The 14,897-nt window shown below is 66.8% G+C and carries 13 protein-coding genes and 3 pseudogenes; 4 read left to right on the top strand and 12 right to left on the bottom strand.

From position 1 onward, the window contains the following. Positions 1-45: 45 nt before the first annotated feature. Entirely contained in the window at positions 46-714 is a 669-nt protein-coding gene (locus QXK92_RS28735) for an LppP/LprE family lipoprotein (protein WP_306247495.1), read from the bottom strand. Between the two features lie 361 nt (positions 715-1,075). Here QXK92_RS28735 and QXK92_RS28730 point away from each other — a divergent pair, with 361 nt between their 5' ends. Then, positions 1,076-2,569: an LCP family protein gene (locus QXK92_RS28730; protein WP_306247493.1), complete on the top strand. Its 1,494-nt coding sequence runs from the start codon at positions 1,076-1,078 to the stop codon at positions 2,567-2,569. 7 nt (positions 2,570-2,576) lie between these two features. On the opposite strand, the gene QXK92_RS28725 is transcribed toward QXK92_RS28730, so the two are convergent. From QXK92_RS28725 to QXK92_RS28700, 6 genes and pseudogenes are all read right to left on the bottom strand, one after another. Then, positions 2,577-3,362 (bottom strand): SDR family NAD(P)-dependent oxidoreductase, encoded by a 786-nt coding sequence (locus QXK92_RS28725; RefSeq protein ID WP_306247491.1) that lies wholly within the window; start codon positions 3,360-3,362, stop codon positions 2,577-2,579. A 22-nt stretch (positions 3,363-3,384) separates the two neighbouring features. Then, positions 3,385-3,993, bottom strand: a pseudogene (locus tag QXK92_RS28720) (hypothetical protein); the annotation flags it as partial. Between the two features lie 39 nt (positions 3,994-4,032). Next, positions 4,033-4,401 (bottom strand): annotated as a pseudogene (locus QXK92_RS28715) (cellulose binding domain-containing protein); the annotation flags it as partial. Positions 4,402-4,644: 243 nt separating this feature from the next. Further along, positions 4,645-4,914, bottom strand: a pseudogene (locus QXK92_RS28710) (PE family protein); the annotation flags it as partial. Positions 4,915-5,164: 250 nt separating this feature from the next. Beyond that, positions 5,165-5,998 (bottom strand): SDR family oxidoreductase, encoded by an 834-nt coding sequence (locus QXK92_RS28705; RefSeq protein WP_306247489.1) that lies wholly within the window; start codon positions 5,996-5,998, stop codon positions 5,165-5,167. 54 nt (positions 5,999-6,052) lie between these two features. Further along, on the bottom strand, positions 6,053-6,994 hold the full coding sequence (locus QXK92_RS28700; protein ID WP_306247487.1) for an enoyl-CoA hydratase: 942 nt from the start codon (positions 6,992-6,994) through the stop codon (positions 6,053-6,055). Between the two features lie 118 nt (positions 6,995-7,112). On the opposite strand from QXK92_RS28700, the gene QXK92_RS28695 reads away from it, so the two are divergent. From QXK92_RS28695 to QXK92_RS28685, 3 genes are read left to right on the top strand one after another with little or no spacing between them, the layout of a single operon-like run. Then, entirely contained in the window at positions 7,113-7,277 is a 165-nt protein-coding gene (locus QXK92_RS28695) for a hypothetical protein (RefSeq protein ID WP_099051228.1), read from the top strand. Then, positions 7,277-8,770 (top strand): trehalose-6-phosphate synthase, encoded by a 1,494-nt coding sequence (locus tag QXK92_RS28690; RefSeq protein WP_306247477.1) that lies wholly within the window; start codon positions 7,277-7,279, stop codon positions 8,768-8,770. The genes QXK92_RS28695 and QXK92_RS28690 overlap by 1 nt, the downstream gene beginning before the upstream one ends. A gap of 48 nt (positions 8,771-8,818) precedes the next feature. After that, on the top strand, positions 8,819-9,397 hold the full coding sequence (locus QXK92_RS28685; RefSeq protein ID WP_306247476.1) for a hypothetical protein: 579 nt from the start codon (positions 8,819-8,821) through the stop codon (positions 9,395-9,397). A gap of 18 nt (positions 9,398-9,415) precedes the next feature. Here QXK92_RS28685 and QXK92_RS28680 read toward each other — a convergent pair whose 3' ends face one another. Genes QXK92_RS28680 through QXK92_RS28660 form a run of 5 tightly spaced genes read right to left on the bottom strand, consistent with a single transcriptional unit; the run spans position 9,416 to position 14,889 of the window. Further along, the gene (locus QXK92_RS28680) at positions 9,416-9,907 is read right to left on the bottom strand and encodes a mammalian cell entry protein (RefSeq protein WP_306247475.1); all 492 of its coding nucleotides are present in this window, start codon (positions 9,905-9,907) and stop codon (positions 9,416-9,418) included. After that, positions 9,907-10,638, bottom strand: a complete 732-nt coding sequence (locus QXK92_RS28675; RefSeq protein ID WP_371934608.1) for a mammalian cell entry protein — start codon at positions 10,636-10,638, stop codon at positions 9,907-9,909. Before QXK92_RS28675 ends, QXK92_RS28680 begins: the two co-directional genes overlap by 1 nt. A gap of 11 nt (positions 10,639-10,649) precedes the next feature. Continuing rightward, positions 10,650-12,320, bottom strand: a complete 1,671-nt coding sequence (locus QXK92_RS28670; RefSeq protein WP_306247472.1) for a virulence factor Mce family protein — start codon at positions 12,318-12,320, stop codon at positions 10,650-10,652. Positions 12,321-12,331: 11 nt separating this feature from the next. Beyond that, on the bottom strand, positions 12,332-13,486 hold the full coding sequence (locus tag QXK92_RS28665; protein ID WP_306247470.1) for a virulence factor Mce family protein: 1,155 nt from the start codon (positions 13,484-13,486) through the stop codon (positions 12,332-12,334). Next, positions 13,483-14,889 carry a virulence factor Mce family protein gene (locus QXK92_RS28660; RefSeq protein WP_306247468.1) on the bottom strand — a complete coding sequence of 469 codons (1,407 nt, stop codon included), beginning with the start codon at positions 14,887-14,889 and terminating at the stop codon, positions 13,483-13,485. Before QXK92_RS28660 ends, QXK92_RS28665 begins: the two co-directional genes overlap by 4 nt. Between the last annotated feature and the right edge of the window lie 8 nt (positions 14,890-14,897).

Below are 14,897 nucleotides of genomic sequence, written 5' to 3'. Positions count from 1 at the left end.
GCTCCATTCGATCGGTGGTCTGGGCAAACCGGGGGCTCGGGAGGGCTAGGGAGGCGAATCCAGCGATTCGGGCGGCCAGTCGAGCATCTGCACCTTCTCGCCCTTCCACTGGAAGCCGACCGTGGTCAGAACGCCGTCGGTGCAGGTGGAACAACTCTGCTGCGTCCGATACGTGAGCACCACGATGTCGTTGGTGGAGGCGGGCGCCTCGAGTGCGGTGAACGGGTAGGCCCGGGGCGTGGCGGTGCCGACGAATGCGCCGCGGTGGAACATCAACGCCAGGTCGGGTGAGCTGCCGGTTGCGTCCTGCACCGTCACCACGATCGCGGACAGATCGGCGCACGCGTTGTAGTTGCTGGCCTTCGGTGTGCGATCCCATTGCTTGCCGGTCTTGCGATCCGGTGGGACCTGACCGAGCGCCGCGGACAGCGCGCCGGCCTCGTCCGGGCCGCACCCCGTGGAACCGCCGGCGCCGGTGGTCGTCGGCCCCGACGGGGGTGCCGCGGTCGAGGAGGGTGCCGCCTTGGACGCTCGGGGATCACGGTGCTCACCTCCGAACGCGAACACCGCCATGGCGCCCAGGCACACCAGCGCAACCAGCGCCACGACCCCCCAGACAGCGGTGCGACTGCGCGTGGGCGCGCTGGTATCCAGGTCGTCGGACGGGTCGTACACCGGGGGCGGCCAGTCCGGGTCGACCTCCTCAGCAACCATTCCTGAACGGACCCTTTCGACCAGATCGTGCCCCGGCGGCTCTTTCTGCCCGCCGAGCTTGGCGGATTGTAGCCCGAAACCGCAGGTAGCGACATTTTAGCCGCGGCCGCGCGGACGCTGTTCCCAGGTGAATCTGCCCACATCAGCAACTTTTTGTTGGGGGGTTCGCAGCAAGCTACCGCATACTAGACGGCATGCGCCGAACGACCCCACCGCAAACCGCCGGCCCGGTGCCGGCCGGTGAGCTGGTGTTCGGTCGGGGCCGCTAGTGCCGCGTTCCGGCGGCGCACACCGCCTTCAGAAGAATCAACGTGCAAAACGGCAGCACTCGCGACTGCGCACCCGGCTGTCGCGCGGCTTCATGACGCTGGTGTCGATTGTGGCGCTGGGTATGACCGGCGCGGGCTATTACGTGGCGCACGGCGCACTCGGCGGCATCACCATTTCGCAGGCCTTGACCGCCGAGGACCCCCGGTCCACCGGCAACACGATGAACATCCTGCTGATCGGGCTGGACTCCCGCAAAGACCAGGAGGGCAACGACCTGCCCTGGTCGATCTTGAAGCACCTGCACGCCGGCGACTCCGATCAGGGCGGCTACAACACCAACACCCTGATCCTCGTTCACGTCAGCGCCGACGGGAAAGTCGTCGCCTTCTCCATCCCCAGGGACGACTGGGTGCCCTTCAACGGCGTTCCCGGCTACAACCACATCAAGATCAAAGAGGCGTACGGGCTCACCAAGCAGTACGTCGCCAACCAGCTGGCCAACCAGGGTGTGAGCTCACAGCACGAACTCGAGACACGCGGCCGCGAAGCCGGGCGGGCCGCCACGCTGCGCGCGGTACGCAGCCTGACCGGTGTTCCGATCGACTACTTCGCCGAGGTCAATCTGGCCGGTTTCTACGACCTGGCCCAGACGCTGGGCGGCGTCGAGGTGTGTCTGAACCACCCCGTGTACGACTCGTATTCCGGCGCCGACTTTCCGGCCGGCCGGCAGCGCCTCGACGCCTCGCAGGCACTTTCCTTCGTCCGCCAGCGGCACGGCCTGGAGAACGGCGATCTGGACCGGACCCACCGGCAGCAGGCCTTCCTGTCCTCGGTCATGCATGAACTGCAGGACACCGGCACCTTCACCAACTTCGACCGGCTCAACAGCCTGATGGCCGTCGCACGCAAGGACGTCGTGCTGTCGGCCGGCTGGGATGAGGCACTGTTCCGCCGGATGGGCGACCTGGCCGGTGGGAACGTCGAGTTCCGCACGCTGCCCGTGGTGCGCTACGACAACATCGACGGCCAGGACGTCAACATCATCGACGCGGCCGCCATCAAGGCTGAGATCGCGGCGGCTCTCGGGGCCGATTTGCCGACGACGGCGCCGAACACCTCGAGCGCCAAGCCGAACCCGTCGACCGTCGTCGATGTGGTCAATGCGGGCAGCATCAGCGGCCTGGCAACCCAGGTGTCCAACGCGCTGAAGAAGCGCGGCTACACCGCAGGGCAAGTTCGCGACCGGGAATCGGGCGATCCCTCGACGACCACCATCCAGTACGGCGCGGGCGCGGAAACCGACGCGCAGAACATGGCCAACCTGCTCGGCGTCGACGCTCCCAAGCAACCGGATTCGTCCATCGCGCCCGGGCACATCCGGCTGACCGTGGACACCAACTTCTCCCTGCCGGCCGCCGACGAGATGTCGGACACCACGAGCACGACGAGTACCACGACGACGACCACCACCACCACCACCAAGCCGAGCAGCAACGGCTACTACTACAACGGCACCTTCACCAACTACCCGACGCCCGATCAAGGCAAGCCGATCGACGGCGGCGGGGTGCCCTGCGTGAACTGACGCGCAGTCAGGCGTGGGTGCCGCCGTCGATACGGATCTCGGTGCCGGTGATGAACCTGCCGTCCTCGGAAACCAGCATCGCGATCACGCCGGCGATCACCGACGGGTCCGCCATGCCGGCGCCGCTGGATTTCTCCGTGGTGGGCAGGATTGGCATCAAGCGGCTGAACAGCGACCAGTTGGCGTCTTTCGGGATGTATCCGCCAGTGGCGTCGGTGATACCGGACTTGATGCTGCCCGGAGCCACACAGACCGCGCGGAGTCCGGCGGCGGCGTATTCCAGGGCCAGCGAGTGGGTGAACGCCTGGACCCCGCCTTTGCTGGCGGCGTAGGCGGCCATGTACGGGTGCGCGAAGCTCGCCGAGGTGGAGCTGAAGTTCACGACGGTGCTGCGCGCGTTGTCCAGCAGGGCCGGTAACGCTTCGCGGACCATCAGGAAGGTGCCGGTCAGGTTGACGGTGACGATGCTGTTCCACAGTTCCAGGCTGGTCTGGTGGGTGTGCGCGGCGCGCAGGATGCCGGCGGCATTCACCAGCGAGTCCAGCCCGCCTAGGGTATCGATGGCGCTGCGCACGCCGGCAGTGACCGAACGCTCGTCGGCGACGTCGATGACGCTGGTGGTGAACCGGTCGGCCGAGGCCGCCGCGCGGTCCCGGGTGGCGACCAGCCCGTCCACCACGACGTCGGCGCCCACCACCGTGGCCCCCTCGTCGAGCAGGCGCAGGGCGGTGGCCTGTCCAATCCCCGATCCGGCACCGGTCACCAGGATCCGCTGACCGCCCAGTCGCTTCATGCCGGAAGCGTAACGCGGAGCCTCAGTTCACCGTCGCGGAGAACGAGTCGACACCCAGTCCGACGCCGCCGCTCCACGGCTCGAACCCGGCCTGGATGCTGGTCAGGTACCACGAATCGGTGATGGGCTCCATGGTGGCGGTGTGGTCGATGAAGTCCATCGCGTCGAAGGTCCACACTTCGATGGGCTGGCTGGCGACGTAGGACATGACGTTGTTCTGCCCGTTGCTGCCGTCCCACACCGTGAAGGTCTTGCCGTTGATCGTGGTGGTGCCGACCGGCGCGCCCACCGGCTGAATGGGGCCCTGGTGGTTGAACCAGATCATGATCTCCTGGTCGTTGACCCCGGTGGTGGTGTACGTGGAGTCCAGCCAGATGTCGTAGGACGCGTTCCAGGTGCCGGTCGGCACATAGTTGTAGTCGATGCTGGTCGTTGCGGAGTTGATCTGCCCCAGCTGAATCGGGAGGTTGGTGCCCGTCGACGAGGTGCCGTAGTGGACGCCCTCGAATATCGACGGATATCCCAGCGGAGCGCCGTTGGTCGGGGCCGAGCCGTTCATCTGGGTGATGGAGAACCCGGTGGGCGTGACGTTGATGGTTTGACCAGCGGGGTTGTTCCAGGCGTTGTTCTGAACCACGTAGCCGCCGTTGACCGTCGTCGTCCCGTACTGGGTGGAAATGACCGTCCCACCTGTCGGGGGCGTGGTGGGTGGGGTGGTGGGCGGCGTGGTCGGCGTGGTCGGCGTGGTGGTGACCGGGGTGCCGTTGATCAGTGGATTCGTCGGTGGCGAGTACGCACCGGTCTGGGCGGCTTGGAAGCCGACCTCGACGGAGGTACCGGGCGCGATCGTCCCGTTGTAGCTCGCCGGGGTCACGCTGTACTGCTGGGCGCCGGTCGAGGCGAGTTGGCCGCCCCACGCGCTCGTTACTGACGATCCGGTGGGCATGGTGAATTGCAGCTGCCAATTGTTTATCGGCGTCGCACCGGAATTGGTGATCGTGTACTTGCCGATGAATCCGCCGTCCCATTGCGAGGCCGTCGTGTAGGTCGCGGACAGCCCGGCCGGGGTCGTCGGCGTGGTCGGGGTGGTCGGCGTCGTCGGGGTCGTCGGGGTGGTCGGCGTGGTGGGGGTCGTCGGGGTGGTGGGGGTCGTCGGCGTGGTGGGCTCGGTCGGTGTCGACGTCGACGGGGTGGTGGGGGCAGGACGGCCCGTCAACAGGCTCACGACACCCTGCAGCTGCTGCTCGGCGTTGCGCAGCGAGCCTGCGATGGCCGCTTCGGTGCCGGCATACCATTGCGCGCCCGCGTTCAGCGCCTGCACGATCCGGGCGTTGACGGTGGCCGCGAGCTGGGCGCTGATGGCCTGATACTGCCTGGCCTGCAGGTTGAGGAACCCGTTGACCGCCGCCGATATCTCGTCGACACCGAGCGCCGCCAACTGGGTGGTCGGTGCCGCGGCGGCGGCATTGGCAGCGCTGAGCGTCGAGCCGATATCGGCGACATCGGCCGCCGTGGCCGCCAGCAGTTCTGGTTCGACAATCACATATGACATGTCTAATTCCTTAGATCACGAGACATATTTGCCTATAACAGGCATATATCGAACGGATAACAATCGGATCGGCAGAACGTAGCACGCACTGGTCCACGAGGTGGAAGGAAAACAAGAATTTGAACACACAGCCGGGTGTTGTCAAAAGACTTCACGAATTATCGGCAATGTGCAACGCACGTACCAGAATGGCGCCGCCAATTAGTCGGCGCAGCGCAATAACGACGAGCTATCGGCCGCTAGGGCGGCCCTACACCACTCCGCGCAGCGCCTCGGCGCCGAACATCTGCTCCATCATCGACGAGTAATCCGGGCCGCGGCGCAGCATGTGGCCACCGTCGACGTTGATGCACTGGCCGGTAATGAAGCTGGCGGCATCGCTGAGCAGGAACATGGCCAGGTTGGCGACGTCCTCGACCTCGCCCACCCGGGGCAGCGGCGTGCACAGCGCATAGTCGCCGCTGATCTCCGGAGACTGGATGACGCTGGCATCCACCAGGTCGGTACGGATCAGGCCGGGACGGATGCTGTTGGCCCGCACCCAGGACGGCCCGAGTTCGTCGGCGGCCAGCCGCATCATGTGATCGATGGCGGACTTGGTGACACCGTACGGCCCGAACCAGCGGTGGGTGTTGCTGGCGGCGATCGAGGAGATCGCCACGAAAGACCCGCCGCCGCCGCGCACCAGCTCCCGGGCGACGTGCTTGAGCACGTACATGGTGCCGTTGACGTTGAGGTCGACAGTGCGTCGCCAGGCCTCGGAGTCGGTGTGGGTGAGCGGCCCGATGGTCAGGGAGCCTCCGGCACTGTGCACGGCTCCGAACAACCGGCCGTGCCACGCCGTCGCGGCATCCACCACCCGGGCGACCTCGTCTTCGTTGGTGACGTCGGCCGGTTCGTAGCGAATGGATCCGGGCAGTTGCAGACCCTCGATTTCGGCGACGGCCGAGGCCAGCCGGTCCGCGTTGCGGCCGACGATCATGACCGATGCCCCGCCGTCCACCAGGCCGGTCGCCACCGCCTTGCCGATACCGCTGCCGCCGCCGGTGACCAGATACGTCCGGTCGGTGAATGAAAGCTGCACGGGCCGCCCTCTCGCCGAAAACTGAAACAGGTTCTAACTATCGAACCATGCTCCTTACGGCGTATCGCGGCGGGCGACCTTAGTCGGCCGCGCGGTGCGCCAGTCCTCGACGTCGGGCGGCAGGCCGACGGGGAACCTGTTCTCGTTGTGGGCCGCCCAGTGCGCGTGCCCGAGTTCGTGGACGTGAAACGCATGGCGCAGCGCCTCGGTGAAACCCATCGCATCAGCAGCGGCGTTGACCGACGCCTTCACCAGAAGCGATGCCATGGTGGGCCGTTCGGCGATGCGCCGCGCGAACTCCAGGGTCTTCTCCTCGAGGTCGTCGAGCGGGAAGACCTTGGACACCATGCCCAGTCGATAAGCCTCGTCGGCGTCCAGCGAATCACCGGTCAGCAGCAGCTCTTTGGCCTTGCGGGCACCGAATTCCCAAGGGTGGGCGTAATACTCGACGCCCGGCATGCCCAGCCGCACCGCGACGACGTCGCTGAACTTCGCGTTGTCGGCCGCCACGATCAGGTCGCACGCCCAGATCAGCATCAACCCGGCCGAGATCGCGTTGCCCTGCACCTGGGCGATGGTGATCTTGCGCAGGTCACGCCAACGGCGGGTGTTCTCGAAGAAGAAGTGCCACTCCTGGTGGTAGAGCTTCTCGACCACCGGCTCGAGGGTGCCACCGTGCGAGCGGAAGGTGGGGTGCTGATGCGGGCCGGGCTTGCGCTCGAGCACCGCTTCCTCCGACCCGAGGTCGTGGCCGGCAGAGAAGTTGCGGCCGCGTGCCGCTAGGATCACCACGCGCACGGTGTCGTCGGCTTCGGCGCGGGAGAACGCCTCGTCGAGCTGCACCAGCAGGGTGCGGTTCTGGGCGTTGTGAGCCTCTGGCCGATTCAGCCAGATCCGCGCAATGCGGCCCTCGTCCAGGGTTTCGTAGACCACCATCTGCGGCGGTTCGGCATTCTGGGACTCAGCACCGGCGCTGGTCTGATCGGAAACTGTCATTCCGCCCACCTCACTTGTCACGACGTGGCTTTACACATTACGGCGAGTGTGTAAGCGGGGAGCCGCTGGGTTGCGGACTCCGGACGGGCTATAGCACGTCTTGGCTTACAGTTAGTTAATGCCAACAAAAACGGACCATGGTGACATCGGCGACGTGGAACCGCTGGCCGACAGCACCGCAAGTCAGGCCCGGCGTGTCGTGGCCGCCTACGCCAACGACGCCGATGAGTGCCGCGTCTTCTTATCCATGCTCGGTATTGGTCCGGCGAAGCACGAAAGCTAATGGCTGCCAGGAGCAGCCGGGCTGCGAAGGCGGGCTTCGGCGACTCCGACTTCGTGGTGGTGGCCAACCGGCTGCCCGTCGACATGGAGCGGCTGCCTGACGGCAGCACCACCTGGAAGCGCAGTCCCGGCGGGCTCGTCACCGCTCTCGAGCCGCTGCTGCGCAAACGGCGCGGCGCCTGGATCGGCTGGCCCGGACTGGTCAGCGACGCCGTCGCCGAACCGGACGACGAGCCGATCATCCAGGACGAACTTCAGCTCCACCCGGTGTGGCTGAGCGCCCAGGACGTCGCGGACTACTACGAGGGTTTCTCCAACGCCACCCTGTGGCCGCTGTACCACGACGTCATCGTCAAACCGATCTATCACCGCGAATGGTGGGACCGCTACGTCGACGTCAACCGCCGATTCGCCGAGGCCACCGCCCGCGCGGCCGCCAAGAACGGCACCGTCTGGGTGCAGGACTATCAGCTGCAGCTGGTGCCCAAGATGCTGCGGAGCCTGCGGCCGGACCTGACCATCGGATTCTTTCTGCACATCCCGTTCCCCCCGGTCGAACTGTTCAGGCAGCTGCCCTGGCGCACTGAGATCATCGAGGGTCTGCTGGGCGCCGATCTGGTGGGCTTCCACCTGGCCGGCGGCGCCCAGAACTTCCTGGTCCTGGCGCGGCAGCTGATCGGCGCCAACACCTCCCGGGGTTCGGTCGGCGTGCGGTCACGGTTCGGAGAGGTGGAGTACGACTCCCGCGTGGTGCGGGTGGGTGCATTCCCGATCTCGATCGACTCCGGCGCACTCGACCACGCTGCCCGCGACCGCAACATCAGGCGGCGGGCCCGGGAGATCCGCGCGGAACTCGGCAACCCGCGCAAGGTGCTGCTGGGCGTCGACCGGCTCGACTACACCAAGGGCATCGACGTGCGGCTGCGAGCCTTCAACGAGTTGCTCGAAGAGGGCCGCGCCAAGCGGGACGACACCGTGCTGATCCAGTTGGCCACCCCCAGCCGCGAGCGTGTCGAGAGCTACCAGATTCTGCGCAACGACATCGAACGGCAGGTGGGGCATATCAACGGCGAGTACGCCGAGGTCGCCCATCCGGTGGTGCATTACCTGCACCGCCCGGTCCCCCGGGACGAACTCATCGCGTTCTTCGTCGCCAGCGACGTCATGCTGGTCACCCCGCTGCGGGACGGAATGAATCTGGTGGCCAAGGAGTACGTCGCGTGCCGCAGCGACCTCGGCGGCGCCCTGGTCCTGTCCGAATTCACCGGCGCCGCAGCAGAACTGCGTCAGGCCTATCTGGTGAACCCGCATGACCTGGAGGGCGTCAAGGACGCCATCGAAGCGGCGCTCACCCAGACCGAGGAAGAGGGCCGGCGCCGCATGCGCGCGATGCGCCGGCAGGTGCTCGCCCACGACGTAGACCGTTGGGCCCGTTCGTTTCTCGACGCGCTGGCGTCCGGGGCCGAAGACGCGCAACCGACCGCGCGCAGCTGAGCGCCCGATTCGATGGTTTTCGCGCCGGATCGCTGTGATACTGGACGCGTGAGAATCCGTCGCGGGCTGGCCGCCGGTGCCGCCATCGGCTCGGCCGTCGCAGCAGGCATGGCGTTGCAATCGGAAAACCCGGCGTATGCCATCGGTCCTCCCGCGGACGGCGCCTACACGTTGAACGAGGCGGGCGTCTCCGGCGCCACCTGGAACATCACCGCGCTGTGCGCGCAGCCGTCGGGCACCCGCAATATGAACAACTATTCCGACCCGATCGTGTTCGCGATGAACTGCGCGCTGAACGTGGTGAGCACAACGCCGGCGAACAACAGCCGCGCCGAGCACCTGCAGAACTTCAGCGCGCGGGCGCGGATGAGCAGCATGCTGTGGACCTTCACCATCAGCAAGGCCGAGGGTGTGGCCTGTCCCAGCGGCGGCTTCGGCGAGACCACCGAGACCTACGCGTTCAGCGACGAAACCCTGACGGGTACCCACACCACCTTGCACGGCGCGGTGTGCGGCATGCAGCCGGACATGAAGAAGGAACCGTTCTCGCTGCAACTCGCCGGACCGCCGCCCAGCCCGGTGCAGCGTTATCCGATGGACTGCAACGAGATTGCGATCTGCTTCTAGAGCGGTTCTAGAGCAGGTCTAGATCGGCGTGATGTAGGAGATCAGCCACTTGCCGTCGACGCGCTTGAACTCCACCCGCAACCTGCTGCCGTCATAGTGCGGCTCGCGTGACTTGTCGGTGACGATGCGGTTCATGTAGACCATCGCGGTCGCCGAATCGCGTTTGGCTGCCATGACTCCCACGCCGACCACGTTCGCCTGGACCACCATCTCGCGCTTCTTGGCCTCGGGGATGATCTGCGCGTTGACGACCTTCTTGAACTCCTGGCGGTAATCCGGCGTCAGCAACGGATACACGTCGTTGAGGCTGCGCTCGATGGTCTGGAAGTCGTAGCCGAAGAACTGCGGGATCTCCTTCTCGGCCAGCTTGGGCAATTCCGCCCGCGCGGCCTGTTCACCCCTGGCCTCCACCCGGTCCCAGTAGAACCAGCCGCCGACTGCCGACAACCCCACCACCGCGGCGATGGCCAGGGCACCGGCGACCGAGAACAGCCACCGCGACCAGCGCATCAGTTGCCCCCGTCGGGGTAGGTCAGGTCATAGCCGGTCATCTGGCCGCGCTCGTCCTGATGCACGATGACCCGCAACCGGTACGGCTGGGACGGCTTGTTCACCCCGTCGATGTCGGCGACGGTCACCCGCACCGCGACCAGCACCGAGGCGTTGTCGCTGACGTTGTCGATGCTCTCCAGGGCGGCACCGTTGATCACCGCTTCGGAGGTCGCGTTGGTCTTGCGGAACAACTGCTTGAGGAACTCGACGTTCTCCGCCCCGAACTTGCTGCGCAGCGGGCCGCTGGTGCCGTTGACGAACCGGTTCACCGACTCGTCGATGGTGTCCTGGGTGTAGCTGAACATGTTCACCACGGTCTGCGAGGCGGTGTCGACGAAGCGCTGCTCGCGGGCCTGCCGGGCCTCGGCCGCGCGGTGTTGACCGACCAGAACCACGACGCCCCACACCAGTCCGGCGATCACTACGACCGAGGCGGCCAGGGAGACCCAGCCGACCATCCGGCCGTGCGGCCGGCGTCGCCGCGGCGGCCGCGCGCTGATGGTCTTCTTCTTGGACGGTCGCTTCGGCGCGGTTTTGTTAGCCTGCCGGGTCCCGGAGCCGGTGTCGGTTTCTGACCCGGTGGCGCCGTCGACCTCCGCCCCCGCGCTGACCTGCGCGCCTTTCGGCGGACCCGCCGCGCGCGACGCCCGGCGGCGGACGCGCTGGGTCGTCGCCTGTTCTTCTGTCACCACTGGATCCACTAAGAGGTTTTCGGAGCGAGCATGAGGTCCACCCAGCTTTCGGCGCTGGAGGGACCGGTAACGCCGGACGCGAAGATACCAGTGCCGCCGGAAGGATCCTTGAACCGGCCGGTAGACGGGTCGTACGTCGTGGTGTAGCCGGCCCCGTTGGCCTCTGCCGGACCGGTGCCGACCGGCGGCCCCGGCGGCTCGATGTACTTGGGGTACGGGAGCTGCGGTGGCTCCGGCGGGTAGTTCGGCGGCATCCACGACGGATTACCCGGCGGCGGCGGGACGTTGTTGGGCGGCGGCGGGTCGTAGGCCGGCTGATGTGGTGCCGGACCCGGGCCGGGTGTCACCCCCGGGGGCGGGGGCCCGACGATCGGCGTCCCCGGATCGGGATCGGCTCCCGGCGGGATGAACGGGAAGTGGTTCGGCGGCAGGACGTTCAGCCCGTTGGTGACCGGGGTGCCGTACGGGATCGGTGGTCCTCGCCAGGGGTTGGTGCCGACCGGGACGTACCCACGCGGGTCGCGGCACAACTGCACCGTCGGTGCCCGCTTTCCGGGGAACTCCTGGCACGGGTAGTTGCGCGCGCCACGCACGGTGCTTGGATCATTCTGCGCGGTCTTGCAGTACATGTCGCGCGGGACTTCCCGCACCGTCTCGTCGGCCGGCGTGCGCATCAGGGGCGCCGGAATGAAGCCGGTGCTGCACGGCGGCGGGTCGTTCAGGTCGAGCTTGAAGTCCAGCTTCGCGCCCTCGTCCTGCGGTTCGCCGCCAGCCGCCGTCGTGATCGCGGCGAACAGCGCCGGGAACACGACGAGGAGTTGCTCGATCGATTTGTGGTAGATGACGCCGACCCGGCCCAGATTCGCCATGTTGGCCGCGAGCGCCGGGAACGACGGGCGGATACCGCTGAAGGTCTCGTTGGCCTCGTCGAGCGCACCCGGCGCGGTGGCCAGCGTGTCGCGCAGCCGCGGGTCGGCCCGGCGCACCTCGGAGGTGAAGCGGGCGAGCCCGTCCGACAGCGACTTGATGTCGGCGCCGGCGCGCACCTGGGCCTGCAGGAACGGTCCGGCCTGGTCGATCAGCTGGGAGACCTGCGGGTAGTTGGTGTTGGCCTCGTCGACCAGCAGCCGGGCTGATTCGACCAGCCTGGCCAGTTCCGGACCGGTGCCGTTGGTCGCCAGGAACGCCTCGTGCAGCACCTCGCGCAAGCGGGTGTCGCCGAGGCTGTTGACCAATGTCTCGGCCTTCTTGAGCAGGTCGGCGACGTCCTGACCGATGCGGGTGTTGGCACGGTCGATCTTGGCTCCGTTGCGCAGCTTGCCCGGCGCGGGGTTGGCCGGCGGCACCAGGTCGATGTACTGCTCACCGATCGCCGACACGCTCTTGACCGTCGCGGTGACGTTCGACGGGATCGGGGTCCCGCTGTTGAGCCGCATCTCGGCGGTGACGCCGCTCGGGTTCAGTTGCACCGAGTCCACCCGGCCCACGGCGACGCCGCGGTAGGTGACGTTGGCGTTCTTGTAGATGCCGCCGCCGGCGACGAAATCGGCGCTCACACCGTAAGTTCCGATGCCGAACGTGGACGGCAGGCGCAGATAGAAGATCGCCATCACGGTCAGCGTGATCACGGTGATAGCCGCGAATATGGACAGCTGGATCTTGGTAAGTCTGTCGATCATCGTCCCCGCCTCTACTGCGCCGCCGTGCCGGGCGGGATCTTGAACGGGTCGGCCGCTTGTCCGGACAGGTTGGCCATTTCGCCCATCAGGAAGTCGGGTGCATTGAGCACCTCATCCATGTGCATCATGTTCGGGTCCATGGCGTAGCTGGTGGTGAAGAACGTCTCACCGAGCCGGCGCAGAGTCAGGTCGAACGTGGTGAAGACGTTCAGGTAGTCGCCGCGCACCGCCTGCTTGATGCCGAAGTTCGGGAACGGGAACGTCAGCATGATCTGCAACGAGGTGACGAAGTTCTTCCTGTTGTCGTTGAGCGCCTTGATCGCCGAATACAGGTCCTTGAGGTCGGCGGCGAAGTCGGCCTTGGTCTTGGACAGCACGTTGGAGGTGACCATCGCCAGCTTGTTCAGGGCGCTGAATGCCTGAACGATGTTGTCCCGGTTCTTGTTCAGCACCCGCAGCGCGTCGGGCAACGTGTCCAGCGCCCGGCCCAGATTGTCCTTGTCGCGGGCCAGGATCGAGGAGAACCGGTTCAGCCCCTCGACGGCGGAAATGATGTCGTTGACCTGTTTGTTGAGGCCCGACGTCAGCTCCGCCAGCCGCGGCACCAGGTCGACGAACTGGCCCTGCCGCCCGGCCACGGCCTGATAGGTCTCGTCGGTGATCTCTTCCAGCGCACCGACATTGCCCTTGTTGACCACCACGCCCAGCGCCGAGAAGACCTCCTCGGTGGTCGGGAAGCGGCCCGTCCTGGACTCCGGAATGCGCGATCCGTTGCCCAGCCGGCCCGTCGGGGCCTGGTCGGTGGGCGGAGCCAGGTCGATGTGCAGAGAACCCAGCAGCGAGGTCTGGGCAACCTTGGCGACCGCGTTGGCCGGCAGCACCACGTTCTTGTCCAGCGCGAGTTTCACTGCGGCGTAAAAGGATCCGTCGGAACGCTGCTCTGCCGAGATGCCGGACACACTGCCCACCGTGACGTCGTCGACCATGACCGGCGAGTTCTGCGGCAACGTCGACACATCGGGCAGTTCGACGGTGATCGAATAGGCGCCTCCACCGTGACCGGCGGTGCCGGGCAGCGACAGGGAGTTCAGGCCACCGAACGAGCAACCGGCCAACAGAGTGCTGCCCGTGACGAATACGCCGGCGCGCAACAGGATTCGCTTCATCGACCCGCTCCTTGCTCGGCAGGCAGCGGTCCGGGTGCCGCAGCGGGGGCGGCGGGGGCGGGACCCGGCGCGGGCCCGTACCCCGGTGGCGATGCCGGGCCGGGACCGGGGGCATTCGGGACGAACAGGTTCTGCAGGTCCGTGACGTTGCTCGGCGCCGGCTGGCCCGAACCCTTGGCCGGAATCCAGGTCAGTTCCGGAACGGGCGTCTCCGCCTTGGCCGCGGTGGCCGGGGTGTCATAGATGATCTGCCCCTTGTAGGCCGTGATGGTGTTGATCGGGTGGAACATGATCGGCGGGAAGTTCACGGTGAGCCGGCGCAGCACCGGGCCGAGGCGCTCGCGGCAGATCTCGGCGCGCTTGAAGTATTCCGGTCCCGACGGGCCGGCCGCGGTGTCGAAGGAACCACCGCAGATGAACTGCACCGGGTTCAGGAAGTTGGGCAGTGAGAGCAGACCGTTCAGGGTGCCCTGCGCGGGGTCATAGATGTTGTAGAAGTTCGTGATACCGGGACCCGCGACGTGCAGCACCTGCTCGATGTTCTCGCTCTGGTCGCTCAGGGTCTGGGTGAAGTCGGTGAGCTGGTTCACCGTCTCGATCAGCGTCGCGTTGTTCTCGTGCAGGAATCCCCGGACGTCCGACAGGGCCTGGTTGAGCGATCCCAGGGTGTGGTCGAGGTCCCGGGAACTGTCGGCGAGCACCTGCGACACCGACGCCACATGCCCGGCGAATTGCACGATCTGTTCGTTGCTCTGCGACAGCGCGTCGACGAGCACCTGCAGGTTCTTCACCGTGCCGAAGATGTCGCTGCGCGAATCCCCAAGTCGCCCAGCGACTTGCGCAAGCTCGCGCAAGGCGTTGTGGAAGGAGTCGCCGTTGCCGTTGAGGGTGTCCGCGGCCTGGTTGATCGCCGCGCCCAACGGGCCCTGCATCTCGCCGGCCGCCGGGCTCAGCGAGACCGACAGTTGGGTCAGCGCTTCCTTGACCTCGTCCCACTCCACCGGGACCGCGGTGCGGGTCAGGTCGATGCTGGCGCCGTCCGGCAACGAGGGGCCGCCGGTGAACGCCGGGGTGAGCTGGATGAAGCGGGCTGCCACCAGGTTCGGCGACATGATCACGGCCTTGGCGTCCGCCGGGATCTTGAGGCCGTCCTTGACCTTCATGGTGATCTTGACGTCGGCCGGCCGCGGTTCGATCGACTCGATCTCGCCCACCGGCACGCCCAGGACGCGCACCTGGTCACCGGGGTAGAGCCCGACGGCCGAGGTGAAGTAGGCCGTGAGCTTGCGTCCCCCGCCGCCGGCCGAGAACAGCACGTAGGCGCCACCCACCAGCACCGCCACCAGGACGACGATGGTGACGGTCCGCCAACCCTTGCTACCGAAGCGCTTCGCTGTTGTCATATGGACTC

Origin of the sequence: Mycobacterium sp. TY815, from assembly GCF_030755135.1 — a bacterium.
Taxonomy (GTDB): Bacteria; Actinomycetota; Actinomycetes; order Mycobacteriales; family Mycobacteriaceae; genus Mycobacterium.
Note: the sequence above shows the minus strand (reverse complement) of the source record. Positions and strands in the feature narration are given on the sequence as shown.

Excerpts from the sequence above, each read along its gene's own strand:
- QXK92_RS28735 (WP_306247495.1), bottom strand. The coding sequence starts at position 714 with ATGGTTGCTGAGGAGGTCGACCCGGACTGGCCGCCCCCGGTGTACGAC.
- QXK92_RS28730 (WP_306247493.1), top strand. The coding sequence starts at position 1,076 with ATGACGCTGGTGTCGATTGTGGCGCTGGGTATGACCGGCGCGGGCTAT.
- QXK92_RS28725 (WP_306247491.1), bottom strand. The coding sequence starts at position 3,362 with ATGAAGCGACTGGGCGGTCAGCGGATCCTGGTGACCGGTGCCGGATCG.
- QXK92_RS28700 (WP_306247487.1), bottom strand. The coding sequence starts at position 6,994 with ATGACAGTTTCCGATCAGACCAGCGCCGGTGCTGAGTCCCAGAATGCC.
- QXK92_RS28695 (WP_099051228.1), top strand. The coding sequence starts at position 7,113 with ATGCCAACAAAAACGGACCATGGTGACATCGGCGACGTGGAACCGCTG.
- QXK92_RS28690 (WP_306247477.1), top strand. The coding sequence starts at position 7,277 with ATGGCTGCCAGGAGCAGCCGGGCTGCGAAGGCGGGCTTCGGCGACTCC.
- QXK92_RS28680 (WP_306247475.1), bottom strand. The coding sequence starts at position 9,907 with ATGCGCTGGTCGCGGTGGCTGTTCTCGGTCGCCGGTGCCCTGGCCATC.
- QXK92_RS28670 (WP_306247472.1), bottom strand. The coding sequence starts at position 12,320 with ATGATCGACAGACTTACCAAGATCCAGCTGTCCATATTCGCGGCTATC.
- QXK92_RS28665 (WP_306247470.1), bottom strand. The coding sequence starts at position 13,486 with ATGAAGCGAATCCTGTTGCGCGCCGGCGTATTCGTCACGGGCAGCACT.
- QXK92_RS28660 (WP_306247468.1), bottom strand. The coding sequence starts at position 14,889 with ATGACAACAGCGAAGCGCTTCGGTAGCAAGGGTTGGCGGACCGTCACC.